18 protein-coding genes are annotated in these 26,841 nt (G+C 63.4%); 10 read left to right on the top strand and 8 right to left on the bottom strand.

The annotated features are described in order from the left end of the window. Positions 1-116 precede the first annotated feature (116 nt). Positions 117-12,344 (top strand): autotransporter-associated beta strand repeat-containing protein, encoded by a 12,228-nt coding sequence (locus V8J38_RS09750; protein WP_338575372.1) that lies wholly within the window; start codon positions 117-119, stop codon positions 12,342-12,344. A gap of 114 nt (positions 12,345-12,458) precedes the next feature. After that, entirely contained in the window at positions 12,459-13,235 is a 777-nt protein-coding gene (locus V8J38_RS09745) for a SapC family protein (protein WP_338575369.1), read from the top strand. 152 nt (positions 13,236-13,387) lie between these two features. Here V8J38_RS09745 and xth read toward each other — a convergent pair whose 3' ends face one another. From xth to V8J38_RS09720, 5 genes are all read right to left on the bottom strand, one after another. Further along, the gene (gene xth, locus V8J38_RS09740; RefSeq protein WP_422388292.1) at positions 13,388-14,203 is read right to left on the bottom strand and encodes an exodeoxyribonuclease III; all 816 of its coding nucleotides are present in this window, start codon (positions 14,201-14,203) and stop codon (positions 13,388-13,390) included. Then, positions 14,200-16,050 (bottom strand): DNA ligase D, encoded by a 1,851-nt coding sequence (gene ligD, locus V8J38_RS09735; RefSeq protein ID WP_338575367.1) that lies wholly within the window; start codon positions 16,048-16,050, stop codon positions 14,200-14,202. The genes xth and ligD overlap by 4 nt, the downstream gene beginning before the upstream one ends. Positions 16,051-16,052: 2 nt before the next feature. Beyond that, positions 16,053-16,229 carry a hypothetical protein gene (locus V8J38_RS09730; RefSeq protein ID WP_145915895.1) on the bottom strand — a complete coding sequence of 59 codons (177 nt, stop codon included), beginning with the start codon at positions 16,227-16,229 and terminating at the stop codon, positions 16,053-16,055. Positions 16,230-16,295: 66 nt separating this feature from the next. After that, positions 16,296-16,841 (bottom strand): DUF488 domain-containing protein, encoded by a 546-nt coding sequence (locus V8J38_RS09725; protein ID WP_338575363.1) that lies wholly within the window; start codon positions 16,839-16,841, stop codon positions 16,296-16,298. Beyond that, positions 16,838-17,059, bottom strand: a complete 222-nt coding sequence (locus V8J38_RS09720; protein WP_338575361.1) for a DUF2945 domain-containing protein — start codon at positions 17,057-17,059, stop codon at positions 16,838-16,840. Before V8J38_RS09720 ends, V8J38_RS09725 begins: the two co-directional genes overlap by 4 nt. Positions 17,060-17,221: 162 nt before the next feature. Between V8J38_RS09720 and V8J38_RS09715 the strand changes: the two genes are divergently transcribed. From V8J38_RS09715 to V8J38_RS09690, 6 genes are all read left to right on the top strand, one after another. Then, positions 17,222-17,980 (top strand): ImuA family protein, encoded by a 759-nt coding sequence (locus V8J38_RS09715; protein ID WP_269298569.1) that lies wholly within the window; start codon positions 17,222-17,224, stop codon positions 17,978-17,980. Further along, a complete protein-coding gene (locus V8J38_RS09710) occupies positions 17,955-19,415 on the top strand; it encodes a DUF6504 family protein (RefSeq protein ID WP_338575359.1) in 1,461 nt (486 codons plus the stop codon). The genes V8J38_RS09715 and V8J38_RS09710 overlap by 26 nt, the downstream gene beginning before the upstream one ends. Next, the gene (locus V8J38_RS09705) at positions 19,412-22,627 is read left to right on the top strand and encodes an error-prone DNA polymerase (RefSeq protein ID WP_338575356.1); all 3,216 of its coding nucleotides are present in this window, start codon (positions 19,412-19,414) and stop codon (positions 22,625-22,627) included. The genes V8J38_RS09710 and V8J38_RS09705 overlap by 4 nt, the downstream gene beginning before the upstream one ends. 63 nt (positions 22,628-22,690) lie before the next feature. Beyond that, the gene (locus V8J38_RS09700; protein WP_269298575.1) at positions 22,691-23,032 is read left to right on the top strand and encodes a nuclear transport factor 2 family protein; all 342 of its coding nucleotides are present in this window, start codon (positions 22,691-22,693) and stop codon (positions 23,030-23,032) included. Between the two features lie 140 nt (positions 23,033-23,172). Further along, the gene (locus V8J38_RS09695) at positions 23,173-23,454 is read left to right on the top strand and encodes a hypothetical protein (RefSeq protein ID WP_338575355.1); all 282 of its coding nucleotides are present in this window, start codon (positions 23,173-23,175) and stop codon (positions 23,452-23,454) included. 131 nt (positions 23,455-23,585) lie between these two features. Beyond that, positions 23,586-23,909: a hypothetical protein gene (locus tag V8J38_RS09690; protein WP_338575352.1), complete on the top strand. Its 324-nt coding sequence runs from the start codon at positions 23,586-23,588 to the stop codon at positions 23,907-23,909. Positions 23,910-23,960: 51 nt separating this feature from the next. Here the strand turns inward: V8J38_RS09690 and V8J38_RS09685 are convergent, their stop codons facing one another. Together V8J38_RS09685 and V8J38_RS09680 are read right to left on the bottom strand one after the other, a co-directional pair. Beyond that, complete coding sequence (locus tag V8J38_RS09685) at positions 23,961-24,188, bottom strand: hypothetical protein (RefSeq protein ID WP_269298579.1); 228 nt, start codon at positions 24,186-24,188, stop codon at positions 23,961-23,963. An 88-nt stretch (positions 24,189-24,276) separates the two neighbouring features. Then, positions 24,277-24,918 carry a DUF421 domain-containing protein gene (locus V8J38_RS09680; RefSeq protein ID WP_338575348.1) on the bottom strand — a complete coding sequence of 214 codons (642 nt, stop codon included), beginning with the start codon at positions 24,916-24,918 and terminating at the stop codon, positions 24,277-24,279. 343 nt (positions 24,919-25,261) lie between these two features. Between V8J38_RS09680 and V8J38_RS09675 the strand changes: the two genes are divergently transcribed. Together V8J38_RS09675 and V8J38_RS09670 are read left to right on the top strand one after the other, a co-directional pair. Further along, positions 25,262-25,525 carry a hypothetical protein gene (locus V8J38_RS09675; protein WP_338575346.1) on the top strand — a complete coding sequence of 88 codons (264 nt, stop codon included), beginning with the start codon at positions 25,262-25,264 and terminating at the stop codon, positions 25,523-25,525. Positions 25,526-26,101: 576 nt separating this feature from the next. After that, positions 26,102-26,311: a cold-shock protein gene (locus tag V8J38_RS09670; protein ID WP_200165182.1), complete on the top strand. Its 210-nt coding sequence runs from the start codon at positions 26,102-26,104 to the stop codon at positions 26,309-26,311. A 159-nt stretch (positions 26,312-26,470) separates the two neighbouring features. Here V8J38_RS09670 and V8J38_RS09665 read toward each other — a convergent pair whose 3' ends face one another. Beyond that, positions 26,471-26,647, bottom strand: a complete 177-nt coding sequence (locus V8J38_RS09665) for a DUF1328 domain-containing protein (protein WP_200165181.1) — start codon at positions 26,645-26,647, stop codon at positions 26,471-26,473. Between the last annotated feature and the right edge of the window lie 194 nt (positions 26,648-26,841).

Raw genomic sequence — 26,841 nt, 5'->3', positions numbered from 1 at the left:
CTGAGGGCGCGCGGCGAGCTGTGCGTTCGAGCTTCCCCGAAAATCACTTTTAAATTCGTTCTTGGGTCCCGCCAGCAGCAGCTGGAGACGGGATGTTTGTGTTTGAGGAGAGTCAAATGAGCAAGGCAATCGCCCACAACCGCGCTTCCGGTCGAGTGTCGCGATTGCTCTCGGGAAGCTCTTTCGCGGCGCTCATGCTGCTGACGGTCGCTTCTCCGGCGCGCTCGGAAGAACGGCACTGGGACGCGAACGGCACCGCCGTCGGGTCAGGAGGCACGGGGGCCTGGAATCTTAGCGACCTCAACTGGAGCCCAAGCCCGGACGGCGTTAGCGGCCCGTACAACGCGCCATGGACTAATCTAGGACTCGACGACGCCATTTTTGGCGGGACGGCGGGGACGGTTACGATGGGCTCGCCTATCACCGTACATAATCTGACCTTCAACACAGCCGGCTATGCGCTCACCGGCGGTACGCTCACCCTGGGCGGCATCTCCCCTACCATTACCACAAACACGAACGCAGCCGGCGTAACGACCATCGGGTCCGTCATTTCCGGCTCCGCAGGACTCGCCAAGGCGGGGACGGGAAGTCTTCGGCTTTCGGGCGCGAACACGTTCAGCGGCGATATCTCCATTCTGGACGGCAGGATCTATGCGTCCAGCGACGCCGCCTTGGGGGCGGCTTCGAACAGCATATTCACGGCCGCCGGCCGGTCCGTGTGGCTTGGAATCGAAGGTTCGAACACTGCTCGTTCCGTGGTCATCGGCGATGGCGGCACGCTTACTGTCACCGGCTCGGGCGTCGGCTCGGCGCTCATCAGCGGGAACGGTAACGTCAACGTTGCAGCATCGAACAATGACGCCACGATCGTCCGGCTGACCAACGACAATAACAGCTACACCGGCAGCACGACGTTCAACGGCTGTAACGGCGTCTGTAGCGCCTATTTCAGTTCTATCGGGAACATTGGGGAGGCGAGTTCGCTTGGCGCGGCGACGGGGGCGAACTCCACGATTATCTTCAACCAATCGAGCCAGTATTCCGACAGCGTCATCTATATCGGTGATGGCGATAGCTCTAACCGGAACTGGGACATTAACGGCGCCGCCGGCATCATTCGAAACCAGGGGAGCGGCACACTATCGATCACCGGCGATATCGACATCTCCGGCGGCGGGAACTTCAGCGCCGAAACCGCCGACATTGAGCTTCTGGGCGTGCTCAGCGGCGGCAACTATGGCTTTACTTCTCTTGCTGGGCACTCCGTTACGGTGGGCGGCGGCGCCAACACATTTACAGGACCGGTCAGCGTAAGCGGGCTCGTCAAGGCGTTCGTTCTGGCGGACAACGGAACGGTCAGTTCCCTCGGGGTCGGCGGCGACATATCCCTCGATGCTGGAACTCTGAGCTACACGGGCACGGGCGCGAGCAGCAACCGTCTGTGGACCATCAGCGGTGCTTCCGGCATCCTGAACGATGGCGCCGGTTCGCTCAATCTGAGCGGTGGAGCCTCATTCACGCCCGGTAATCCGGTAGATAGCCTCACGCTTGGCGGCAGCTTTGCCGGAGTGAGTAACTATTCGGGCATCATCTCGGGCACGGGCGATCTGATCGGCAACGGCGCCGGTACATGGGTTCTGGGCGGAGCCAATGATTTCGTTGGGACTGTCACAGTTAACGCAGGGACGCTGCAGGCCGGCAGCGCTTCGGCTTTCGGAGCGGCAACGGGTTTCATCGTAAACGGCGGCACGCTTGACCTGGGCGGGTATGATCTGACCGCTCCATCACTGACGGGTACGGGCGGCTCGGTCGCGCTTGGCGCATCGACGCTGACGGTCGAGGCGTTGGACGCCCAAAGCTATGCGGGGAGCATCACGGGGACCGGGGGGCTCCGCAAAGTGGGCGCCGGTTCGCTATCGCTGACCGGGGCGAGCAGCTATACCGGTGCCACGACCATCGCCGGGGGCAAGCTCGCCCTGGATTTTTCCGGTGCTGGTAGCCCGGCGGCCAATATCATTTCCGGTTCGTCGTCGCTCGTCCTCTCGGGCGGCACGCTCGAAGTTATCGGGGCGACAGGAGCAACCAACAACCAAACCTTCAACGGTATGACGGTCTCCGCTGGCAGCAACACTGTTCGCGCGGTCAGCGGGGCGGGCGGCTTCGTCAATCTCAATCTTGGAGCGATAAGCCGGGCAGGCGGTCTGATCAACTTCGTGCTGCCGGGCGGCGGTGCGATCACGACGACCAACGCCGACGGCGTCCTGGGCGGCTGGGCAACCATTAACGGAACCGACTATGCCAAGGTAGTCGACGGCGGCATTATCGCATTCGACAACAGCGATTACGTCAATAAGGACGACGCCGGTGATTGGGTGACTGGCGATATCGTCAGCGATTCCGCGAATGCGGCAGATACGCCATTTGAAGGCACGGTGAGCAGCAACCTCCAACTCGGCGGCCTTCGTTACACCGCTGCGGCAGATTCGGTCGTCACGATCGGCGCCGGAAACACGCTTGGAATCGACGGTACGATCATCGTCGCCCCAAGCACGCTCGCCACGAACCAGCGTATTACGGGCGGCTCCATCACTGGAGGCGCCGGTGGAGGGACGTTCGGCATCCAGCAGAACGGCACTGGTACGTTCACCATCGATTCCACGATCGTCGACAATGGCGGCACCGGCTTCGTCAAGAGCGGCAGCGGCACAGTTCGCCTCAACGGCGCCAACAGCTACTCTGGGGGCACGACGCTGAGCGGTGGCCGGTTGGAAGTGGCGAGCCTGGCGAATGGCGGGGTAAGCAGCAGCATTGGCGCGTCGAGCGCCAGCTCGTCGAACCTAGTGCTGGAAAGCGGCACGCTTGCCTATGTGGGCGGCGTGGACGTCGTATCCGACCGCGGCTTCACGTTGGTGAATGGAGGTAGTCTGCGCGCTATCGAAGTCGGAGCGGGACGTTCGGTAGAGTTCGCCGGCCAGGTGACGAGTCCGGATGACGCCGGTCTGACCAAGGTCGGTTCGGGCACATTGGTTCTGTCGAACGACGCCAACGACTATGTCGGCGTCACGACCATTAGCGGCGGCACCCTTGAGGTTGACGCGTTGGCAGATGGCGGCGTCGCCAGCGGGATCGGCGCATCTTCGTCCGCTTCCTCCAATCTGGTCATCCAGACCGGCGGTATGTTGCGGTACACCGGGAACACGGCGACGACCGACCGCGGCTTTACGATCAACGGGATCGCGGGCGCTGCGGTCGACGTTGCAAATGGGGGAACGACCCTCACCTTTGAAGGCAATGTAGTGGGTATCGGCGCTGCTCCGATGACCAAGGAGGGCGCCGGCACATTGGTTCTGGCGGGCACCAACACTTACTCGGGCCCTACGAGAATCAACGGCGGTACGTTGCGGGCGGGTTCAACGCAGGCGTTTGGTAGTCCAAGCCTTGTGACGTTGGCGGACGTCGCTGGCGCGACGCTCGACCTTGATGGTTTCAACAACAAGATTGGCGGCCTGTCGGGTGGAGGCGCGGCTGGTGGTACCGTGCTTCTCGGAGGAGCCACGCTCACCATCGGAGGCTCAAACGCCACATTCAATGGCAGAATCAGCGGCTCCGGCGGCCTTGTCAAAGACAACACCAGCACTCAGACAATGGTCGGCTGCAGCAACGATTATACTGGTGTCACCAGTATTATCCGGGGAACGATAAGCGTCGACTGCCTCGCTGACGGGGGACAGGCGAGTGGAATCGGTGCGGCAAGCGCCGATGCTGGCAACCTCGTTCTCAGAGACAGCGGTATACTTCGCTACACGGGCGGTGACCAAGCGACGAACCGCGGTTTCACACTGGAAAACTCGTGGGGCTACGTCGATGTGAGCAATGCGGCAACGACGCTGAATTTCAGCGGAATTGTCGAAGGGCCTGGGCATCTCGCGAAACGTGGTAGCGGCACATTGGTGCTGAGCGGCGCAAACACTTTTGCCGGCGCGGTGGCGGTTGAGGCTGGGACGCTTCGGGCCGGCTCGTCGGACGCGTTCGATCAGGGCACCAGCTACCTGCAGATGTCCAATGTCGCAGGGGCGCTGTTCGACCTGAACGGTTATGATGCGTCATTTAGATATCTGCTCGACGGTGGCGCGACCGGCGGTAACATCGATCTGGGCAGCGGTACCCTGACGATCTCCAACGGAGGGAGCTATGGCGGGGCGATCTATGCGGGAGCGATCACCGGCACCGGCAATCTCGTCAAGAATGGCGGATCGTATCAGCGGCTGACCGGTTGCAATAGCGACTACACTGGATCCACCATCATCAACGCGGGTATCCTCGAGGTCACATGCTTGACCGATGGGGGGCTGGCGAGCTCCATGGGGTCGTCAACTGCTGCGGCAAGCAGCTTGATCCTGAATGGCGGTACGCTGCGGTACGCCGGCGCAGGGGGCAGCACCGACCGCCAGTTCACGCTGGGGCCTGTTTCCGGCAATGGACTCGACGCATCCGGGACGGGTGCGATCAATTTCACCAGCACCGCGCCGCTCACCTTCAGCGTGCTGGACCGCGCGCAAACGCTGACCCTTAAGGGCACCAACACCGACGATAATATCCTGGCCGTACAGATCACGGATAACGGCACAGGTTTGACGTCATTGACGAAAACCGAGGCCGGCACCTGGATCCTCACCAATCCGGCCAGCACTTATACGGGTGTGACGACGATCAGCGGCGGCGTTCTCGGTGTCGACAAGCTGGCCGATGGCGGAGTTGCGAGCAGCATCGGTGCGTCGTCGGCGGCCGCGTCCAATCTGGTAATCGGCAGTGGATCGACGCTGCGCTATACCGGGGCAGGCGATACAACCAATCGCCTGTTCACGCTGGCCGCAGGCACCAGCTTCATCGAGTCCTCGGGCACTGGTGCGATAATCTTCACTGACACCGGGCCGGTCACTCTGGCAGGGACCAATCAGGCGCGGACCATTGCGCTCGGAGGCACCAATACCGGCGACAATACGCTGGCTGGCGCCATCGGGGATGCGGGAACCGGCGTCACGACGCTTGCCAAGAACGACAGCGGCAACTGGATTCTGACCGGGAACAACACATTCTCCGGCAATACCGTCATCAACGACGGCAATTTGATCATCGGCAATGGTGGAACGACCGGCAATGCCGGAACCGGCAATGTGTTCGTGACGTCGGCGACCTCGACGATGTCGTTCAACCGCTCGGACACCTTCAACTTCACCGGCGCGATCAGCGGCCCCGGCAGCATCGCGCAGATCGGCAGCGGGACGACGGTGTTGACCGCGACGAACAGCATCGGTGCAGCTCGGGTCGACGATGGTACGCTGCAGGTGGACGGCCTGCTCGGCACCGCGACGTTCGCCATGAATGGCGACGGCGCCTTGGTCGTGAATGGCACCGTGCAGGGCGCGGCCGGGACGGTTTCGACATTCACCGGCGATGCCGGGGCGTCCATGATCACTGTCAACGCTGGTGGCACGTTGCGTGCGACCGGCGACCTTGGCGACGGCGATGACGTCTTCACTCTGGCGGGCACGCTTGATACGGGGGGCGCCGCCTTGAACCTGGGCGGCGGCAACGACGTCTTCATGCTGAATGATGGCGGGGTGATCACCGGCGCTGGCGTCAATGCAGGCGCGGGCACCGACAGCCTGATCGTCGACAATGCGGCCGCCCGGATTTTCGACGGGGCAAGCGTCTCCGGGTTCGAAAGCCTCGCGAAGCAGAGCACCGGCGTCCTGACCCTGACCGGTGATCACAGCTACAGCGATGGGACGACAATCGCCGCCGGTACGCTTCGCATCGGAAACGGCGGTGCGTCGGGCACGCTCGCCGGCGACATCGCAAACAATGCTGCGCTGGAGTTCAATCGCTCCGGCACGCTGACGATTGCGGGCGAGATATCCGGAACCGGTTCCGTTGAGCAGCTCGGATCGGGCACAACGATCCTGACGGCCGACAACGCCTACACTGGCGGCACGACCATCACCAATGGCGCACTGCAGCTCGGCAATGGCGGAACCAGCGGCTTCGTCACCGGAGACGTGGCGAACAACGGCTCGCTCATATTCGATCGCTCGGACAGCGTCGGCTTCGACGGTCTGATTTCCGGCACGGGCGCGGTGACGCAGAACGGTTCTGGCATCGTTACGCTGACGGCTGACAACAGCTATAGCGGCGCGACGACGGTGAACGCCGGTACGCTGCTGATCAACGGCGACCAGTCGGCTTCCACCGGCCCGACCAGCGTGGCTTCGGGCGCGACGCTTGGCGGTATCGGCACGATCGGCGGCGATGTGAACATCGCCGGAGGCGGCATCCTAACTGCCGGAAGCAATGGGGTTGGCACGCTCTCCATTGCGGGCGGCCTCACGATGGATTCGGGCTCGGTCCTCAACATGGAGTTCGGACAGGCCGGCGCCGTCGGCGGCGGGCTCAATGATCTCATCGAGGTCGCCGGCGACCTCACCCTCGACGGCGCCACGATCAATGTGAGCGTCCCTACCGGCGGCATCTTCGGGCCGGGAATCTACCGCGTATTCAATTACGACGGCGACCTTCTCAACGATGATCTCGCGCTTGGTGCAATGCCGGGTGGAAGCGACGTGTCCGTGCAGACCGCGGTCTCCGGGCAGGTCAATCTCGTCAACTCGGCCGGCCTTTCGCTCAGCTTCTGGGACGGCGACGGCGGTCCGAAGTTCAACGACGCTGTCAACGGCGGCAATGGCACCTGGCATCTCGGCGGAACGGACAACAATTGGACGGGGTCGGATGGCGCGATCAACGCTGCCTATGCGGACGGCACCTTCGCGATCTTCGCCGGAACCGGCGGAACCGTCACGATCGATAACGGCTCCGGGCAGGTCACGGCGTCCGGCATGCAGTTCGCGAGCGATGGCTACCTGATCACCGGGGATGCGCTCACCCTGATCGGTCCGCAGTCCCTGATTCAAGTGGGCGACAGCTCCGTGGTCGGCGCAGGCTTCACCGCCACCATCGATGCCGATCTGACCGGCGCCACTCAGCTCGTTAAGACCGACGCGGGCATCCTCGTTCTGTCGGGCACGAACAGCTATACGGGCGGCACGCTGATCGAGGGCGGCACGGTCCGCATTTCGAACGACGCCAATCTCGGCGACGCGGCGGGTGGGTTGACCCTCGACGGCGGCACGCTCAACACCACGTCCAACATCGCTTCCGCCCGAAACGTCACCCTGGCAGGCGCGGGTACGGTGCTGACCGACAGCGGCACGACGTTAGAACTTGCCGGCCCGATTGCGGGGGCGGGCGCTCTCACCAAAGATGGTGCAGGTACGCTTATTCTGACCGGCGATGCCGAGCATGATGGCGGCACCACCATCGCGGCGGGAACCCTTCAGGTCGGCAATGGCGGCACCATCGGTAGTCTGACCGGCGATGTGCTGAACAATGCCTCACTGATCTTCAACCGCTCCGACGACACCAGCTTCGCGGGCGCGATTACCGGCACCGGCAGTCTCACCCAGACGGGCGGCGGCGTTCTGCGCCTGACAGGCGCAAGCGACTTCAGCGGCACGACCCTCATCGAAAGCAGCGAGCTGCGGTTGGAGAATGGCGGGAGCGTCAACAGCGGCCTAACGAGGCTTGCCGGACCTGACTCGACCCTGACCGTCACCGGTGCAGGTTCTTCGCTCATCACGACGGAGTTGAGGCTGGGAGCCCCAACCGGCGGGAACGTCACGCTCAACATCGAGGATGGCGGTCAGGTTATCGCGACGGGAACGTCGCAGGTGTCGCTGGGCGGCGCCGTTTTAGCCGGCAACCCTGCGCACGATGTCACCGTGAACGTGTCCGGCGCGAACTCTCTGTGGGAGGTGGGCGGTAATGTCAGTGTCGGCTTCAACACTGCGTCAACCGCCCGCGTAAATGTCACCGATGGCGCGACGGTCCGTTCGGGTAGCCTTTCGATGGGTCCGCCTCTGCAGTCCATGACGAATCCCTCGGATGTTACAATCTCCGGCGCGGGTTCCAGCTGGACGACAGGCGGCCTTTCCGTCTACCGCGGAACACTATCCCTGCTGGATGGCGGCCGCCTCGACGCCGCCACTGGGCGGATCACCGCCGCGAGCGCTACTCAAGATGGCCAAGGCCGCGTTCTCATCTCCGGCACAGGCTCGGAGCTTGCGATCGCGGGCGCCCTGGATATCGGCGGGACTGGGAAAGAGGCGATTGTCACCGTTGCCGACGGGGGACAACTGAGTGCGGGCGGGTTGTTGACCCTTGCCAACATCGCAGCAGGTAGCGGTACGCTGAATATCGGTGCGGCGGCGGGCGACACGGCCGCAGCGGCCGGCACGGTCGATGTGGCGGATATCGCCTTTGGTCCGGGCGCTGGCACCGTTAATTTCAATCATACCGCTGCCGCCTACGATTTCGGCTCAGCCATGTCGGGTACCGGTGCGATCAACCAGCTTTCAGGGGTAACCCTGCTCAGCGGCGACAGCTCCAGCTTCTCCGGTCTGACGTCGATCTCAGGCGGCGCGCTCTACGTGAACAACGCGCTGGGCGGCGATGTCGCCGTGGCGGCGGGCGGCACCCTTGGCGGTGTCGGAACCATCGGCGGCAACGTGACCGTGGCCGATGGCGCGCTCAATCCAGGCAACCTCGACGCCGCTCCGGGAACGCTCACCATCAACGGCAATCTCGATCTGGCGGCCTCTTCCACGATCAACGTCAGCTTCGGCGAAGCCAATATCGTGGGTGGCGGCTTCAATGACCTGATCGAGGTCGGCGGAGACCTGACGCTCGGCGGGACGCTCAATGTAGAGACCACGGCCGGCGGAAGCTTCGATCCCGGCGTCTATCGGGTCATCAACTATGGCGGAACCCTGACCGACAATGGACTGGCAATCGGTACGATCCCGTCGCCCGACTTCTATGTCCAGACCTCGGTCGACAAACAGGTGAACCTGGTGAACACGGCCGGCCTGCAGTTCCGCTATTGGGATGGCGTCGGCACCAAGAATGACGGTGTCATCGACGGCGGCGACGGCCTGTGGCAGCGTTCCACCGGCAATGACAATTGGGTCGATGACGGTAATATCCCCAATGCGCAGTTTGCGGACGCTGCCTTTGCCGTGTTCATGGGCGCTGCCGGCACGGTAACGGTCGATCGGAGCCTCGGCGAAGTCGAAGCCTCCGGCATGCAGTTCCTCACCGATGGCTATGTGATCGAGGGAGACGCAATCACCCTTGCCGGTTCGCAGGCGACGATCCGCGTGGGCGACGGCACGGCGGCCGGTGCGGGCACAAGCGCAACGATCGCGTCCGAGCTCACGGGCGCGGCCCAGCTGGTCAAATCCGATCTCGGAACGCTCATCCTCACGGGCGACAACAGCTATACCGGCGGCACCGCGATCAAGGGTGGTACGCTGGTGGTGTCCGCCGATGCCAATCTTGGCGATGCGGCAGGCGGGCTGACCTTCGACGGCGGCACGTTGCAGACGACAGCCGACCTTGAAACCGGCCGCGCGGTTGAACTTACTGGCGCGGGCACGCTGTTGACGGACGTCGGCACGACCCTGGGTCTCACCGGCGTGGTGAGCGGTGCAGGCGGTCTGATCAAAGACGGCGCGGGCATACTGACGCTATCGGGAGCCAACAGCTACACGGGCGGCACGCGAGTCACCGCGGGGTCCCTGTTCGTGAACGGCGACCAGTCTGCGGCCACGGGCCTGACGCGCGTGGACCTGGGCGCAACGCTTGGCGGGATCGGCGTGATCGGCGGCGACGTCGCGATCGCCGATGGCGCAACGCTCAATCCGGGCGGCGGCGACGGCCTGCCGGGCACGCTGACCATCGGCGGCAGCCTGTCGCTGGCTTCCGGCTCGACGCTGGCCATGCAGTTCGGCGAGGCCAACGCGGTGGGTGGCGCGCTCAACGACCTGATCGAGGTGGGCGGCGACCTGGTTCTTGACGGCACGCTGGATGTGACCATTCCCGCGGGCGGCACGTTCGGCCCTGGCATCTACCGCGTCATCAACTATGGCGGCGCACTGACGGACAATGGTCTTGATCTAGGCGTGATGCCGGCAGGCGGCGCCAGCACCGTGCAGACATCGATCGCGGGTCAGGTGAACCTCGTGAACACCGATGGACTTCTGCTCAACTTCTGGGACGGCAATGCTGGTCCGAAGTTCAACAATGCCGTCGATGGTGGTGACGGCGTGTGGCAGAACAGCACCGGCAACGATAACTGGACCGATGCCGACGGCGTGGTGAATGCCGCTTACGCCGATGAGGCTATCGCGATTTTCGCCGGCACGGGCGGGACCGTCACGATCGACAACAGTCTGGGCGAGGTGCGTACGGCGGGCATGCAGTTTGCGGCCGATGGCTATGAAATCAGCGGGGAGCCGCTGACGCTGGTCGGGCCCCAAAGCACGATCCGCGTGGGCGATGGTTCAACGGCGGGCGCCGCGTTCATCGCCACCATTGCGGCCGACCTTACCGGCGATACACAGTTGGTGAAGACCGACGCGGGCACGCTCGTTCTCGCAGGCGGCAACAGCTATACGGGCGGCACGGCCATCGAGGGCGGTACGCTGGCGGTGTCGGCCGATGTCAATCTCGGCGATACGGCAGGCGGGTTGACCTTCAATCGCGGCACGCTTCAGACGACGGCTGATATCGAAAGTGATCGGGCCGTGTCCTTTGCAGGTAACGGCGCGGTGCTGACCGACGAGGGTACGACCTTCACGCTGAATGGCCTGCTGTCCGGTGCGGGCGGCCTGACGAAGGACGGGGCAGGCACGCTCGTGGTCGCCGGAAACAACACTGGATATACCGCTGCCACCACGGTTGCCCGTGGTACGCTTTCCGTGAGCGGCGTGCTTGGCGGCAGGGTCACGGTCTCTGAAGCAGGACGTCTGGAAGGCACCGGACAGGTCGGCGCTGTAACCAATAGCGGCGTGGTTGCGCCGGGCAGCGGCATCGGCACGCTCACTGTCGCCGGCGATTATGTCGGCAACGGCGGCACGCTCGAGATCGAGGCGGTCCTTGCCGGAGACAACTCGACCACGGATCGGCTCGTGGTGGGGGGCGGCACCTCCGGCAACACCCAGATCAAGGTCATCAACCGTGAAGGACTCGGCGCGCAGACCGTCGAAGGCATCAAGATCATCGATGTCGCCGGCGCATCCAGCGGTACGTTCGTTCTCAACGGCGACTACGTGTTCCAGGGCGAACAGGCCGTCATCGCCGGCGCGTTCGGATATCGTCTGTATAAGGGCGGCGTTTCCAGTCCTACGGATGGCGATTGGTATCTGCGTTCCAGCCTACTGAATCCGGTCGATCCGGGCGAACCGGGCGGCCCCGAAGAACCGGTCGAACCGAGCCCGCCGCTATATCAGCCCGGGGTGCCCATCTATGAAGCGTATGGGGCCAACCTGCAGTCGTTGAACGGTCTTTCCACGCTTCAGCAGCGTGTCGGTAACCGCAGCTGGACAGCCGGCGCCAACCCTGAGGGCAACGGCATCTGGGGGCGAATGGAAGGTGTCCAGAGCCGGGCTAATGCAGCAGTTTCAACCAGCCTTTCCGATCAGAACGTCAACAGCTGGAAGATGCAGATCGGTGCCGATCGGGTCTTCGCAGGATCCGACAAGGGCGAGCGGTTAGTCGCTGGGGTTACCGCCTACTATGGCGAGGCGAGCAGTCATGTCCGGTCGATCTTCGGCAACGGTTCTCTCAAGACCGATGGTTATGGTGTTGGCGCTACGCTGACCTGGTACGGGCTCCAAGGCTTCTATGCCGACGGACAGGTGCAGTTCAGCTGGTATGAAAGCGACCTCAATTCCGATACGCTCGGCAAGTTGTCAGCCAACAACAGCGGTAGCGGCGAGGCCTTTAGCCTGGAACTCGGCAAGAAGTCTCCGATTGGCGGCAAGCTCAGCGTCACGCCGCAGATTCAGATGGCGTACTCCAATGTCCGATTTGATCGTTTCGCCGATGCGGCCGGGGCCATTGTCGCTGCAGACAAGGGCGATAGCCTCAAGACCCGCTGGGGCGTCTCGCTCGACCATGAGGACGAATGGGACGGCGGCCGCAGCCATGTCTATGGCTTGGTTAATCTTAGCTATGAGTGGCTGGACGGCACACGCACGCGCGTTTCCGGCACGCCGATCGCCTATGCAAACGAGGGGCTGTGGACTGAAGTCGGTCTGGGGGCGAGCATAAGCTGGATGAACGGCATGACGTTCTATGGCGAAGTCTCGGGCAATAGCTCCGTCAAGGACTTCGGGGACAGCTACATTCTGAAAGCGAATGCCGGCCTGCGCATTGCATTCTGATTATATTGGGGCGGCGCCTTCCAAAGGGGACGCCCCAATATTCGGAAAGAATCTTCGCCCCTGCCGCAAAGGCGGCGATGGCCGAATGCATGAAAAAATATCCTGGAGACGCAAATGACAACGGCGCCGCAATCAGTTGAACTGCCTGTATTCTACAAAGGGGTTATGGCGCTCAACAGCCGTGATCATGCGTCGTGGCATAGGCGGACGACGGACAAGGCGAGCTGGCTCGCGAACCAACACGTCGTACCACTGACGGTCGAGGAGTTTCCGCAGGCGCAGCGGCACTTCCCGGTCATTTTTTCTTCAGGTCGAGACCCAATACCGCTGGCCCTGATGGGCATGAATGAAGGTGTAAACGTTTTCGTCGACAGTGCGGGCGCCTTACCAGACTCCTTTTACGTTCCCGCCTATGCGCGACGGTATCCCTTCATTCTGGCCAAGCTGACGCCGGAAGCGAGTGAGCTTTCCCTTTGTTTCGATCCCTCGAGCAACCTTGTGGGAGACTTTGCTGAGGGAGAGGCGTTGTTTGACGGCGTAACACCAACCGATGCTTGTAAGGCGGCGCTCTATTTCTGTGAGCAGTTCGAGGCCGCCGGACAAAAGACTACTGCGTTCATAGCAGAACTCATCCAACACGATTTGCTCATGGAAGGAGAGGTCGCAATTCAGCAGGATGGAGCGGAGCGTCCATTCGTCTACCGCGGCTTTCAGATGGTCAACCAAGCCAAGTTGCGCGATCTGCCTGGTGATGTGCTGACGAACTGGAACCAGACTGGCGTCTTGTCCATGATCTTCGCTCATCTCCATTCATTGGAATTGACGCGGGATATCTTCCTTCGTCAGGTTCGGCTCGGCGAGGCATCTGCTGAGGTTCCGGCGCTGGCGTAGGGCGGCGACGGCTTCAACGGAGCGAGGCTGGGCCGCGCGTCCAAGGAAGCCGCCGCACAGCGATCTCATCCGGTATGCCCAAAAAAGGAAGCCGGAAACCGCTCGTGTTCGGCAGCCGTCATTCTCATGAAGAATGAACTCTTCGGTCTTCGTCATCCCAACTCCTGAACAGGAGGCTTTCGCCTTCTGACTTTCGGCTCGCCGATCTCAATCCACACCGGCGCGTGGTCACTCGTTTTCTCCCAGGCGCGCGGACGGGTATCGACTCCGGCCGCCACAAGCCGCGCGGCGGCTGGCGGGTTCAGCAGGAGATGGTCGATCCTCAAGCCCGCGTTCCGCTCGAACGCGCCGCGCCAGTATTTCCAGAAGGTGTAGATGACATCGTCAGGGTGAAGGCGGCGGATCGCGTCCGTCCACCCCTGATCAAGCAACCGCTGGTAGGCTGCCTTCACCTCGGGAGCGAAGAGGGCGTCGTCGCGCCAGCGCTCGGGGGCGTATACATCCCTGTCCGTCGGCATGACGTTGAAATCCCCAGCCACGATCACGGGGGCCTCGAGACGGATGAGGCTCGCCAAATGGGTCTGCAGGCGCTCGAACCATCTCAGCTTGAAATCGAATCTGGGGCCAGGGCGAGGGTTGCCGTTGGGCAGATAGAGACCCGCGATCAGCACGCCGTTGACGGCGCCTTCGATGTAACGGCTCTGAAGGTCCTCAGGATCGCCCGGCAATCCGCGGCGGGTCTCGTGGATTTCGCCGACCCGGCTCAGGAGCGCCACGCCGTTCCACCGGCTCTGACCGTGCCAGATCACGTCATAGCCAAGATCGCGGATTGCGCTTTCGGGGAATTTTTCCTGAGGGGATTTCAATTCCTGCAAGCAGACGATGTCGGGTTCAGCCAACTCAAGCCAGCGGAGAAGCACCGGCAGGCGGCCGTTGACCCCGTTCACATTGTAAGTCGCTATCTTCACAGGTCGGGCAAGGCCTGATCGGCGCGTCCCCAAGACGACAGCGTCTTCAGACCAGCGCGCTTAAGCAGTTCGGTCTGATCGCCGACATGGAAGCGGGCCGGGCTTACGATCGTCTCCATCTCCTTCCAGGTGATCGGCGCGGCGACGGGCGCGCCTTCGCGAGCGCGGGCGCTGTAGGGCATGACGGCGGTCGCGCCGCGCTGATTGCGCAGATAGTCGACGAAGATGCGTCCCTTCCGCTGGGCCTTCGGCAGGGCGGCTGTGAACTTGGTCGGCTCAGTTTGAGCGACTGCGACGGCGAGCCGCCGAGCGAAATCTTTCACCTCGGACCACTCGGCCCGCGGCGTCAGCGGCGCGATGACATGAACGCCCTTGCCGCCTGTAACCATCGGGAAGGTCTCCAGCCCGATCGTCTTCAGGATGTCTCGGAAGCGGAAAGCGGCGAAGCGCACGGCCTCGAAATCGAGGCCGACGTCCGGATCAAGGTCGAAGACCAAGCGATCGGCCTTCTCGACGTCCTCGATGCGCGCGCCCCAGCCGTGGAATTCGATCGTGCCCATCTGCACGCACGTCATCAGCCCTTCGTCCGTGTCGATGTAGAGGTAGGGCTCGGCCTCGCCGTCCTTCTCCTCGATCGCCACATGGCGAACCGCTTCCCCGAAGCTGCCGGCGTCGTGTTTCTGGAAGAAGCATTTCTTGGCCCGGCCCTGCGGGCATCGAACGAGGCTGATCGGCCGCGAGGCCGCCCAGGGCAGCATGATGGGCGCAACGGCGGCGTAATATTCCGCCAACTGACCCTTGGTGATCTCGCTCTCGGGATAGATGATCCGCTCGGCGTTTGTGATCGGCACGATCACTGGCGCTTGCGCCTGTCTGGCCGACCCTGCCTTCTCGACCACAACGGCTTCGGGCTTCTTGTCGTCGCGCAGGCCGAGATAGCTCGGATGACGCAGCGTGCCTTCGTTGGTCATTTCGGTGAAGGCGATTTCCGCTACGAGCTTGGGACGGAGCCAGTGGGCGCCCCGGACCTCTGCGCGCGGCGCTTTGACGGTCGGCGTTTTTTGTTCGAGCGGGCCCATGACGGACATGAGCCGCTGCAATTCCTTAGCGTCGAATCCTGTCCCGACCTTGCCCGCATAGCGCAGGGCGCCGTCCTCGTTGACGGCGAGGATCAGGGAACGAAAGGCGCGCGCCTTGTCCGAAGGCGTCCATCCGACCACGGCGAACTCCTGGCGCTGGATGCATTTGGTCTTAACCCACCCGGACGATCGCGCGCCGACGTAGCGTCCATCGGCCAGCTTCGACACCACGCCTTCCAGGCCCGCTGCGCAGAAGCTGTTCAGCAGCTTTTCACCGCTCCCACGAATATGGTCGGAGTAGCGGAGTCGCTTCGGCTTCTGGGGCATTAGGTCGCGCAAAAGAGCCTTGCGCTCGAGCAGTGGCAGCCCCGTCAGATCCTCGCCGTTTAATTCGAGCAGGTCGAAGGCGACATAGTCGATCCTGGCGGGATCGCCTTTCAATGCGCCCTGAAGCGTCTGGAAGTCAGAGCGGCCTTCGGCGTCGAACACGACGGCCTCGCCATCCAGCAACGCGGACTCGACCTTCAAGCTCGCGGCCGCCTCGACGATTCCGTCGAATTTCTCGGACCAATCCAGACCCGAGCGAGTGAACGCTCGCGCGCGACCGCCCCCGATCGCGATCTCCAGCCGATAACCATCATACTTCATCTCGTGCAGCCAGCGGTTGCCGCTTGGCACGGCGTCAACCAGCGTCGCGAGCTGGACCGGACGGAAGGCGGGGAGGGAGGTAGTGGACGCCGGGGCGGCGCGCCGGGCGGCGCGGGCCACGGTCAGGACCGACGATCGCCGCGGTCGCCTTGGCCGGGCTTGCTCTCGTGCTTCGCCTTCTGCCGACGGTCAGCGGCGAGCGAGCGGCCCACGTCGTCGGATTCCTTGAACTGACCCTTCTCATCGCGCCGGACGTAGCGCTTGTCCGAGCCCGTATCGATTAACTCGCGTTTGGACATGAAAGTCTCCTCTCGGGAGCGCAACGCGCCATCGGAGCGAAAGGTGCCGTCTGTTTATTGGCAGGCCTAGTCCATGCTCATCGGAGCGGGATAGGTGACGGTCTCGTCCAAACCAATTACGGCCCCGCCTGTCAGCCGAGCCGGTTCCAGACGACCGCGTCCCATGATGTGTAGAACCGGCTCGCCGCGCGCGAGCAGATTGTCGGCGATGAGCCTGCGGTGACATCGCCACCAGACCGCTTCGGAGCACATGATTGCGCAGCGCTGCTGGCGGCCGGCCTCGATCAGTCGTTCGAGCCCGTCACGAAACTCGTGTGAGAGGGCGTAGTCGGCATAGTTGTGGAAGCTCTTGTTTTCCCAATAGGCGTTCACGTCCGCGGGCACGTCTTTCACCTGCCCGCGTCGACCGCCCAGGCCGGCGCTATGTTCGTAAGAAATCTGAAAATCCGCCAAGACGTCCGGAAGCGTTGTCTTGTTGAACTGAGGATGGGTTCGGGACATCGGAATCTTCCTGACGTCCACCACCCGTTCGACATGCGCCTCCTGCAGCAGGGCGACGAAATCCTCAAAACTCCGGTTAGAGTGTCCGATCGTGTAGAACGGCAGCGTCACGCGTCGTGTCGCACATGATCCAGAGCGCTGCCCTTATGGGCGGCGATGTGATCCGTCTTGTCGCTCCTGATCTCGTATTGGGGAGCGGCTTCCGACGCGCGATGCGTGTGGCCTTTGTAATCAAAGTCGCGGGTGTGAATTTTGATGATCCGGCCCGACACGCGCCCCGCCTCGGAGTTCCAGCTGACGTGATCGCCGACGTCGAAAGTCTTGGCCATTCCTGATCTCCTAAAAGGACAATCAGGCTTTGGCGATTTCGTTCCCGCCCATGCCCGGCGACCCCCAACGGATTTCAGCAGCTTATGCGATCCGTGTTGACTCTTCACGATTGCGGGTAGAACAGAAGGGGAACATTTAGCCCGCGGCAGAATTTGGAGTCTATGTCATCGCCCTCGAAACCCCTTCTCGATGCGCTACGCACTCGCATTCGTCGGATCGAGACGAGCGAGAAGCGGGACCGCGGGGTGTTGCCGTTCGGGATCGAGGCGGTGGATCGCCGGCTGCCTGGCGGCGGGCTCTCGCTGGGCGCGCTGCACGAGGTCGCTGGCGGCGGGGCAGGCGCGCTTAACGGCGCGGCGGCGGCGCTGTTCGCCGCGGGGATCATGGCGCGTCTGGATGGGCCGGTTCTGTGGTGCGTAAGCCAGCGCGACCTCTTCGCGCCGGCGCTGGCCCAAGCAGGGCTTCATCCTGACAGGGTGATCTACGCCGAGATCGGCGACGACAAGGCCATGCTCGCCTGTTTCGAAGAAGGCTTGCGTCACGGCGGCCTCGCCGGCGTCGTCGCTGAGCTGTCCAAACTGCCGATGACCGCCTCGCGGCGTTTGCAGCTTGCGGCGGAAGCGTCGGGCGTGCTGGGTTTGGCGGTGCGCCGCTGGCGCAGACAGTCAGACGCCAGCGATTTCGGCCAGCCGACCGCGGCCGTCACGCGCTGGCGAGTCTCGGCCCTGCCTTCGGAACCCCTGCCTGTACCGGGTGTCGGCCGCCCCCGCTGGCTGGTCGAGTTGATCCGGTCCCGCGCCGGCGAATGCGCGGATTTTGTCCTGGAAGCCTGTGATGAGAAGGGTCGTCTCGCTCTCCCTGCCGACTTGGCCGACCGATCGGTTGCGCCGGTCGATGGGCGCATCCGCGCCGCCGCCTGACGCGCCGCTCGTGCTCGTCGGTCGCGACGGCCGCAAACGCATGGTGCTGGCGGCCGATGCGGCCGCTCAGGGACTCGGACTCCATCCTGGCATGGCGGTAGCGAAGGCTCAGGCTCTGGTCGCGGAGTTGACCGTGATGGACGCCGACCGGGAGGCCGATGATCGCGCGCTGGACAGGCTCGCGCTGTGGGTGCTGCGGCGCTATGCGCCGATCGTCGCGCCCGATCCGCCCGACGGCCTGATGATCGACATTGCTGGGGCCTCTCACCTTAAGGGCGGTGAGGCGGCCTTGCTCGACGACTTGACCGGACGGCTCGCCTCGGCGGGCATCCACGCGCGGGCGGTCGTCGCACCCTCCTACGGCGCGGCCCATGCGCTCGCGCGGTTCGGCGGTGGAGCCAGCGTGGTCGCTGACGATGAGGTCGCGGACCGGCTGAGCTCTTTGCCGATCGCCGCGCTGCGCCTGACGTCCGTTATCCTTGAGGCTCTGCGTCGGCTCGGTTTTGACCATATCGGCGAATTGGCCGCCGCGCCGCGCGCGCCGCTCGCCCTTCGGTTCGGACCCGAGGTCGGGCGGCGGCTCGATCAGGCCTATGGCCGCGTCGAAGAGCCGTTCGAATTGATGACGGGTGCGGAGTTGGTGCGGGTCGTGCGTGATTTCGCCGAGCCGATCGGCGCGCCGGAGACCCTGGCGCGCTACACCGGCAAGCTGGTCGTCCAGCTTTGCGAGGCGCTGGAGGAAAAGCGGCTCGGGGCGCGCAAGCTCGACCTGCTGTTTCACCGCGTCGACAATCGGGTCGAGGCGGTCCGCATCGGGACTGCCAAGCCGGTGCGCGACGTCCGGCGCCTGACCCGGCTCCTCTGCGACAAGATCGAGACCGTAGCGCCGGGGTTCGGAATCGAGCGCATGACGCTGACGGCCGCCGTGGCCGAACCGCTGCACTACCGGGCGGGCGCATCGAGCCTGGTCGAAGCCGCTCCCGCCGATGTCTCCGAACTGATCGACACCCTCGCCAACCGCATCGGTGCGGACCGCCTATATCGCCTCGCCCCGCGCGAGAGCGATGTGCCCGAGCGCTGCCTGAGCCGCCTTGCACCTCTGGCTCCGGCGGATGGGCGCACCTGGCCTCTCGACTGGCCCCGCCCGTCGCGGCTGCTCGACCCGCCCGAGCTGGTCGAAGCTATGGCGCTGCTGCCCGACCATCCGCCCGCCGCCTTCACCTGGCGCGGCCAGCGGCGACGGGTGATGCGCGCCGATGGTCCGGAGCGGATCTTCGGTGAATGGTGGACGCGCGACGCCGAACTGGAGGCGGTGCGCGATTATTTCCAGGTCGAGGATGAAGCGGGCGAGCGCTTCTGGCTCTACCGGGCCGGCGACGGCGAGGACCCGCATACGGGCTCGCACCGCTGGTTTTTGCACGGGCTGTTCGGATGAGCGCGCGCTATGCCGAACTGCAATGCGCCTCGCATTTCTCCTTTCTGCGCGGCGCCTCGTCGGCCGATGAGCTTTTCAGCCAGGCCGCCGTGCTGGGGATCGAGGCGCTGGCGATCACCGATCGCAACTCGCTTGCGGGGATTGTGCGCGCCCACGAAGCGGCCAAGGCGACCGGCGTCCGCCTGATCGTCGGCGCTCGGCTGGTGCTCATCGACGGGACCGAGCTTCTGGTCTATCCCACCGATCGGCCCGCCTACGCCCGGCTGTGCCGTTTGCTCAGCCTCGGCAAGGGTCGTGCGGGTAAGGCGAAATGCGAACTCCATTGGGACGACGTCGCCGCATGGAACGAGGGTCTGATCGCCGTCCTGGTTCCAGACGAGGCCGATGACCTGACGGCGCGGCGGCTGCGAAGGCTCGCCGATCTCTTCGGCGACCGCGCCTATTGCGCCCTGACCTTGCGTCGGCGGCCGCGAGACCATCTTCGCCTGCACGGCCTCTCCAATCTGGCGTCGGCGGCGCGCGTGCCGACCGTGGCGACCAACGATGTCCTGTTTCACCATCCCTATCGCCGCGTCCTGCAGGACGTCGTGACCTGCATCCGCGAGGGCGTGACGATCGACGACGCCGGTTTCGTCCGCAATCGCCACGCCGACCGCTATTTGAAACCGCCCGAGGAAATGGCCCGGCTGTTCCGCCTGTGGCCCGAAGCCGTCGCCCGCAGCGTTGAGGTCGCGGAGCGGTGCCGCTTCAGCCTGGATGAACTCGCCTATCAATATCCGCATGAGGTGGTCGAGCACGGTCTGTCGGCGCAGGCGACCTTGGAGAAACGGACCTGGGAAGGCGCAGCCGAGCGCTATCCCGAGGGCCTCCCGGACGAGGTCGCCGCGACCCTTCGTCATGAGCTGACCCTGATCGCCAGCCTCGACTATGCACCCTATTTCCTGACGGTCGACGCCATCGTCCGGCAGGCGCGCAAGCTCGGCATCCTCTGCCAGGGGCGCGGATCGGCGGCCAACTCCGCCGTCTGCTTCGTGTTGGGCGTCACCTCGATCGATCCAGGCCGTAACGACCTGCTGTTCGAGCGCTTCGTCAGCCAGGAACGCAAGGAGCCCCCGGACATCGACGTCGACTTCGAGCATGAGCGGCGCGAGGAGGTGATCCAGTGGGTTTATGAAACTTACGGCCGTCACCGCGCCGCCCTCTGTTCGACCGTGATCCGTTATCGCGCCAAGGGCGCGCTACGCGACGTCGGCAAGGCGCTAGGCCTGCCCGAGGACATGATCGGCCTCCTGTCGAAGCAACTCGGCCATTGGGCGACCGAGGGGGCGGGCGAGAAGCTTGCGAGCGAACTCAATCTCAATATGGCCGACCGCCGATTGCGGCTGACGCTCGAACTCGCGCGCGAACTGATCGGCGCTCCGCGCCACCTGTCGCAGCATCCCGGCGGCTTCGTCCTGACAGAGGACCGCCTGGACGAACTGGTCCCGATTGAACCCGCCGCGATGGAAGACCGACAGGTGATCGAATGGGACAAGGACGATATCGACGCGCTGAAGTTCATGAAGGTCGACGTGCTGGCGCTGGGGATGCTCTCGTGCATGCGCCGGGGGTTCGATCTCCTTCGCGAGCACAAGGGCGTCGACCTCGATCTCGCGACCATCCCGGCGGAGGACCCGCGCACCTATGCTATGATCCGGAAGGCCGATACTCTCGGGGTCTTCCAGATTGAGAGCCGGGCGCAGATGGCGATGCTGCCCCGCATGAAGCCGCGCACCTTCTATGATCTCGTCATCGAGGTGGCGATCGTCCGGCCCGGTCCGATCCAGGGCGACATGGTCCATCCCTACCTGCGGCGGCGCGAGGGACGCGAACCCGTCGACTATCCGACGCCCGAACTGGAGCGGGTGCTGGGCAAGACGCTCGGCGTCCCCCTGTTTCAGGAACAGGCGATGCGCGTCGCCATCGAATGCGCCGGCTTCACCCCCGGCGAGGCGGACCAACTGCGCCGCGCAATGGCGACGTTCAAGCACACCGGCGGCGTATCGGCCTTCGGAGGCAAGCTGATCCAAGGCATGGTGGCGCGCGGCTATACCGAGGAGTTCGCCACCAGGACGTTCAGCCAGCTCGAAGGCTTCGGCTCCTACGGATTTCCGGAAAGCCATGCCGCATCGTTCGCACTCATCGCCTACGCCTCGTCATGGCTTAAATGCTGGCACCCCGACGTCTTTTGCGCGGCGCTTCTCAACGCGCAGCCGATGGGCTTCTACGCCCCGGCTCAGATCGTTCGCGACGCGCGTGAGCATGGCGTCGAGGTGCGACCCGTCTGCGTCAACGCTTCGCGCTGGGACTGCACGCTTGAGTCCACGGACCGCCCGGGCGCCTTCGCTGTCCGGCTCGGCCTGCGCATGGTCACAGGGCTGGCCAATTCGGACGGGGCGGCGCTCGTGGCGGGCAGGGATCGCCCTTACGCCGACATCGACGATGTATGGCGGCGCTCGGACGCCAAGGTGTCCGCGTTGGTGCGGCTGGCGGAGGCGGATGGTTTCCGCGCGGCCTTCGGTCTGGCGCGGCGCGAGGCGCTATGGGCGATCCAGGCGCTGCGCGACGAGCCCTTGCCCTTGTTCGCGGCGGCGGCCGGCGACGATGGACGGCCGCCGCCTGAGATCAACGAGGAGGCGGTGGCGCTGAAAGCGATGACCGCGGGCAGGGAGGTCGTAGAGGACTATCAGCATGTCGGTCTTTCGCTTCGTCGCCATCCGGTCGCCTTCCTGCGCGACGAACTGGCCGGCGAAGCCATCGTCACCTGCGCCCAGGCTCAGGGGACGCGCGACGGCCGCCTCACCAAGATCGCGGGTCTGGTGCTGGCGCGCCAGAAGCCGGGGTCCGCGAAGGGCGTCATGTTCATCACCATCGAGGATGAGACTGGAGTGGCCAATCTGGTCGTCTGGCCCGACATCTACGAGAAGCACCGCCGCGTGATACTCGGCTCGAGCATGATCGCCGTGCAGGGGTGCGTCCAACGCGAAGGCGACGTCGTTCACCTCGTTGCCGCGAAACTCTTCGACCTGTCGGACCGGCTGGGCCGGATCGGCGAGAAGGATGACGCTTTCCCGTTGCCGCACGGACGTGGCGACGAGTTCCATCACGGATCGAGCGGCTCCGATGCGCGCGAGGGCAGGGGTCTGCGTATCAAGCCGCGGGATTTTCGCTAGTCCCGCGACGTTAGCAGGATCGACAACGGATCCGAGGCGTTCCTCAGAATAAGAGAGCACGGCATGACGTTTGACGAAATCTGGACGCTTGAGAAAAGCCTCTGGCTCGGCGGTCGCGAAACCTACGCAGCGCTCCTGCATCCGCGCTGCCTGATGGCCTTCGCCGAGGTTGGAATCCTGGACGCTGAGACTGTCATCGATAGCATCACCGGACCGCGTTGGCGCGAGGTCACACCCAGCGACTACACAATCGCTCAAGCGAGCGCCGACCTTATTGTTATTGGCTATCGCGCGGCGGCTGATCGACCAGAAGCTCCTACCTACCGCTGCGTCTGCACGTCCACTTACCTCCTCTCCGAAGGTCGTTGGCTTATCATCCAGCATCAGCAAACCGTCGAGGCTTGATGTTTCTCGTAGCGCGTTGTCGCGACCAAGCCCAGGAGCCTGTACGTTTTGCAGCAAATCGCGAGTGCGGGCCTGGATCGGACTCGGGAGTCTATTTCACTACGGCTTGCGACTCATTGCGGTGGGTCGAAAGGTCCGCTTTGGGTTGTCCCGCGAAGAGTGACGGTATCGCCATCAAGATGCCGCGCAAGTCGGAGTTCGTGGCGACCTCAACGCTGGAGGGGTATCAGCTGGCGACTGTGACCGTGACCAACAAGGTTTCCACCGGTGGCGGCGTCGCCATGGCCGGAAACGTCCTCGTCGGGGGCATCCTTGGCGCCGGAATCGATGCGGGAACCGGCGCGATGCTCGATCTGACGCCGAACCCAGCGCACGTGGATCTCAGCCAAGAGCGCGCGCCAGCGACCGGTCGTCCGGAGTAGGAGCTCGACAGAAGAACGGCGGCTCCATCCGGGGCCGCCGTTTCCAATTGAATGAAGAGGTCACCTAGCCTGAGCAGTATGGAACAGAGAGCGTCGCGCGTCTTTCGATAGACACAACGAAGGAGCAAGACATGCCACACCAGAACACGTCATCGTCCAGCGCGACCGCCCAGAATGCCGCGACCGATCCGGCGGCTCCACGCGACCAGGCGACAGATCAGGACCGCAAAGAAGAACCTCGCTCCTACGCGGCATCGGATGTTTCCGACAGCTCGCTAGCCCCGCCCGCCGCCGGCGAGGTGTCCGACTATATGGACGAAGGGGAGGCCTTGGACGGAGAAGCCGTTCAGCAGGGCGCCAATCACGCGAACCGGCCCGACCGTACCGAAACCATGGATTCTCAGGGCCCCAAGACCAGGGCGGCTAACCGCGACATCGTGCAGGGCAGGAACTGAAGCTTGGACGGCGGCTCTGCCCGGGCCGCCGTCCGACTGAACCTCGGTTGATCAGTCTGGGTTAGCGATCGGCGGCGTCGCCGGTGGAGCTTTCGCCGCTTCCTCCTCCAGCTTTCGGCGCTGGTCGGGGTTCTCATCCGGTTGAGGCGTAGTGACGCTGGGATCGGGCTCCCGTTCCCGGCGCTCAGCTTCGTCGGTCTCGCGTCTGGCTTGCTCCTGGAGGCTGTCTTTATCGGCGGGGCCGCGAGAGTTCGGGTCGTTTGGCGGGACGTCGGTCATGGTCATATCCTCTCTAGGGTTGCCCTTAACCAAGCGGTGGGCGCCGATCCCGTTCCAGCAGGCTGCCCCTTAGGTTCCAAACTCTAGCCTAGCTAACCAATGGCTCTTCTGCACCTGTGTCTTCGCCGTCGTATCGAACGAACGATAGCCGGCCATCGGGCTCCAGCACGCCCCATTTGATCATATCCAGCCGCTCGATCCCGGCCTTGCGCATTTCCGACAGGATTTCGTCCGTTCTGATGCGATCCTTGTGCAAAGCATCTTCGACGAGCCTGCCCCTATTGATCACGATCGCAGGCAGCGCCTCGCTGACGGTTTGAAACCATTTCAGCCGGTAGGTCATAACCGAATCGATAAAGGTCAGGAACAGAAGGGTAGCGGCCCCGACCAAGGCTCCTGGGATAGACTCGTCGCCAGCCGTCAGGGACGGCGATACGATCTCGGCTATCATCAGAAGCGTGACGATCTCGAACGGCGACATCTGGCTAAGCTCACGCTTGCCAAGGAACCGAAACCCCGCTGTTAGAGCGACGAATATGATCGTGACCCGCACGATCAAATCCAGACCGTTCCTTTCCTCCGGCTCGATGACGCCGACAGCTCCGAGAAAAACCACGGCTGCGATAAGCGTGACGCCGAGAGCTTCTACCTTTCGTAAGCGTATTTTAGGCGGGACAGTCGCCAGCTTGGGCAGAGCACTCAGGTCCGCAAGATGGGGGCTTGCTTTCATCTTTCCGCGTCCTTGCAGGTAAGCCGATAGCTTCACAACGCAGCGCGTGGTTTAGGGTTGGCTGTGTGCCTAATCGCACCCTCAGCAAAGGGGCGGTGTAGATTAGGAAGATTCAACCGTAACCACGCAGTCCTTGAGGGGCGTCGCCGGATAGGCAGGCCGACCTCGCCGCTGCGCATGACCGGGCGCTGGCGCTCGACGCCCAGGTCAGGAAGCTCACGGCTGATCTGGACTGCGTACGACAGGAATGGGACGCCGCTCTGGAGAAGGCGGAGCAGAAGGAAGGCGAGATCCGCCAGCTCCAGCAAGTGATCGAGTCGCTGCGCCGCTCGGAGGATATCGAATGACCGACACGCCCATCCAGGGTCGCGAAATAACTCTCGGGCAGTTTCAGATGAAGCTGCGGGAGTTGATAAAGCTGGACGGTCGACCGGTGAAACCTCTTGGCGCGTGTACGATAACTGTGGAGCGGGCTCGAAATCACGCAGCAAAGGAAATCAAGGCTTATAAGGCTCGCATGAGGCTTGAGGCGGAAGCGCGGGGCGAGAAAGAACTCGCGTCTATCACTCGCGCATTGAAGGGAGGCCGGAAGGCCCGCCCTAATTAACGCGCCGCCGAGTTGCCGCCCAAGCCTGGCTGACGGGCATAAGAAAACCCGTCTGCCACATTGGGACTCAGACGGGCCTAATGAGCCGAGGCTCGTAGCCTAAATGGGAGCTAGTATTAAAAGCGCAAGGCCCACAAGAAATTAATCAGCACCGCCTGAAATGATCGTCAGAACGGCCCAGATGATTACGGCCAGTGCGATCACACCCCCAAACGCGGCGGCGATTACGAGGCGCTTTTCAGCCGCAGTCAGCCTTCGATGATCCATTGTTCCGTGATCTCCGTGGACGGCAGCTGGCGAACAGTACGCGTAGCACCATTGTGAAGCCGCAGGTGATAAACTTGTCTGCGCTCCAGAAGCGCCCTGTAATTGCTCGATATTAAATCTGGTGGAGCCCTCAACTCGAACTAAATAATATTTATCCTTGCTTGTTCCGTCTTTGTAGCTCACCGTCTGGATGTCGATATCTCTGCGTAACGCCCTATTTCTTTGCGACGCATCGAGATTTCCGTTTCCTTAGACCCGACAGCTCTCAGGACCTTTTCCTCAGGGCAATCTTTCTCGGAGGTCATGGAAATGGCTACTGGCATTATCAAATGGTACAATCCTACCAAGGGTTTCGGTTTTATTGCTCCTGACGCTGGCGGCGGCGACGTCTTCGTCCACGTCTCGGCTGTCGAGCGTGCTGGCCTCAGCGGCCTGAACGAAGGCCAAGCGCTGTCGTATGAACTCGAGCGCGACCAGCGCTCGGGTAAGACTTCGGCAGGTCAGCTGCAGGTCGTTTAAGCGAACGCGCCAGTTTAACGGCGCTATTGAGGCTCGCTCTCTTAGGAGGGCGGGCTTTCTCGTTTCTAGAGACGCTTTGACTTCCCGGAGGCTGTGAGGCGCCGGCAGCAAGAAGGCCCGACCGGCGGCCGGGCCTTTACGCGTTCTAGAAATGACGCGTCAGATACGCGGCCCACGGCCGCGCATGCCGCCCACAACTAGCGAGACGACGAACAGAATGACGGCGATGATGGCGATGAATTTCGCGATCTCGAACGACATGCCCGAGATGCCGCCGAAGCCGAGCACGGCGGCGACCAGGGCGATGATGAAGAAGATGATGGCCCAACGAAGCATGGATGGTCCTCCGGCGTGTTGATGACGGCGTGAACGTCGACGCCTCCGCCTCGATCGCTCCACCCGTCGGCCAACGTATCGGAGGCTTGAGCGTTCCGAGGGGCTGGAACCGTGCTATTCGACTTTGCAGCGACGTCCATTGGCGATCATTTGGAACCCGGCAAGCGCCCGCCAGTTGGCCTTTCGCAGCCCAC

The organism is Brevundimonas olei, assembly GCF_037055245.1.
GTDB classification, from domain to species: domain Bacteria; phylum Pseudomonadota; class Alphaproteobacteria; order Caulobacterales; family Caulobacteraceae; genus Brevundimonas; species Brevundimonas olei.
This window is presented reverse-complemented; position numbering and strand designations above follow the sequence as displayed.

What these genes read in the sequence shown, in the direction of transcription:
- V8J38_RS09750 (WP_338575372.1), top strand. Translation starts at nt 117, where the DNA reads ATGAGCAAGGCAATCGCCCACAACCGCGCTTCCGGTCGAGTGTCGCGA.
- V8J38_RS09745 (WP_338575369.1), top strand. Translation starts at nt 12,459, where the DNA reads ATGACAACGGCGCCGCAATCAGTTGAACTGCCTGTATTCTACAAAGGG.
- V8J38_RS09730 (WP_145915895.1), bottom strand. Translation starts at nt 16,229, where the DNA reads ATGTCCAAACGCGAGTTAATCGATACGGGCTCGGACAAGCGCTACGTC.
- V8J38_RS09720 (WP_338575361.1), bottom strand. Translation starts at nt 17,059, where the DNA reads ATGGCCAAGACTTTCGACGTCGGCGATCACGTCAGCTGGAACTCCGAG.
- V8J38_RS09715 (WP_269298569.1), top strand. Translation starts at nt 17,222, where the DNA reads ATGTCATCGCCCTCGAAACCCCTTCTCGATGCGCTACGCACTCGCATT.
- V8J38_RS09710 (WP_338575359.1), top strand. Translation starts at nt 17,955, where the DNA reads ATGGGCGCATCCGCGCCGCCGCCTGACGCGCCGCTCGTGCTCGTCGGT.
- V8J38_RS09705 (WP_338575356.1), top strand. Translation starts at nt 19,412, where the DNA reads ATGAGCGCGCGCTATGCCGAACTGCAATGCGCCTCGCATTTCTCCTTT.
- V8J38_RS09700 (WP_269298575.1), top strand. Translation starts at nt 22,691, where the DNA reads ATGACGTTTGACGAAATCTGGACGCTTGAGAAAAGCCTCTGGCTCGGC.
- V8J38_RS09690 (WP_338575352.1), top strand. Translation starts at nt 23,586, where the DNA reads ATGCCACACCAGAACACGTCATCGTCCAGCGCGACCGCCCAGAATGCC.
- V8J38_RS09685 (WP_269298579.1), bottom strand. Translation starts at nt 24,188, where the DNA reads ATGACCGACGTCCCGCCAAACGACCCGAACTCTCGCGGCCCCGCCGAT.
- V8J38_RS09680 (WP_338575348.1), bottom strand. Translation starts at nt 24,918, where the DNA reads ATGAAAGCAAGCCCCCATCTTGCGGACCTGAGTGCTCTGCCCAAGCTG.
- V8J38_RS09675 (WP_338575346.1), top strand. Translation starts at nt 25,262, where the DNA reads ATGACCGACACGCCCATCCAGGGTCGCGAAATAACTCTCGGGCAGTTT.
- V8J38_RS09670 (WP_200165182.1), top strand. Translation starts at nt 26,102, where the DNA reads ATGGCTACTGGCATTATCAAATGGTACAATCCTACCAAGGGTTTCGGT.
- V8J38_RS09665 (WP_200165181.1), bottom strand. Translation starts at nt 26,647, where the DNA reads ATGCTTCGTTGGGCCATCATCTTCTTCATCATCGCCCTGGTCGCCGCC.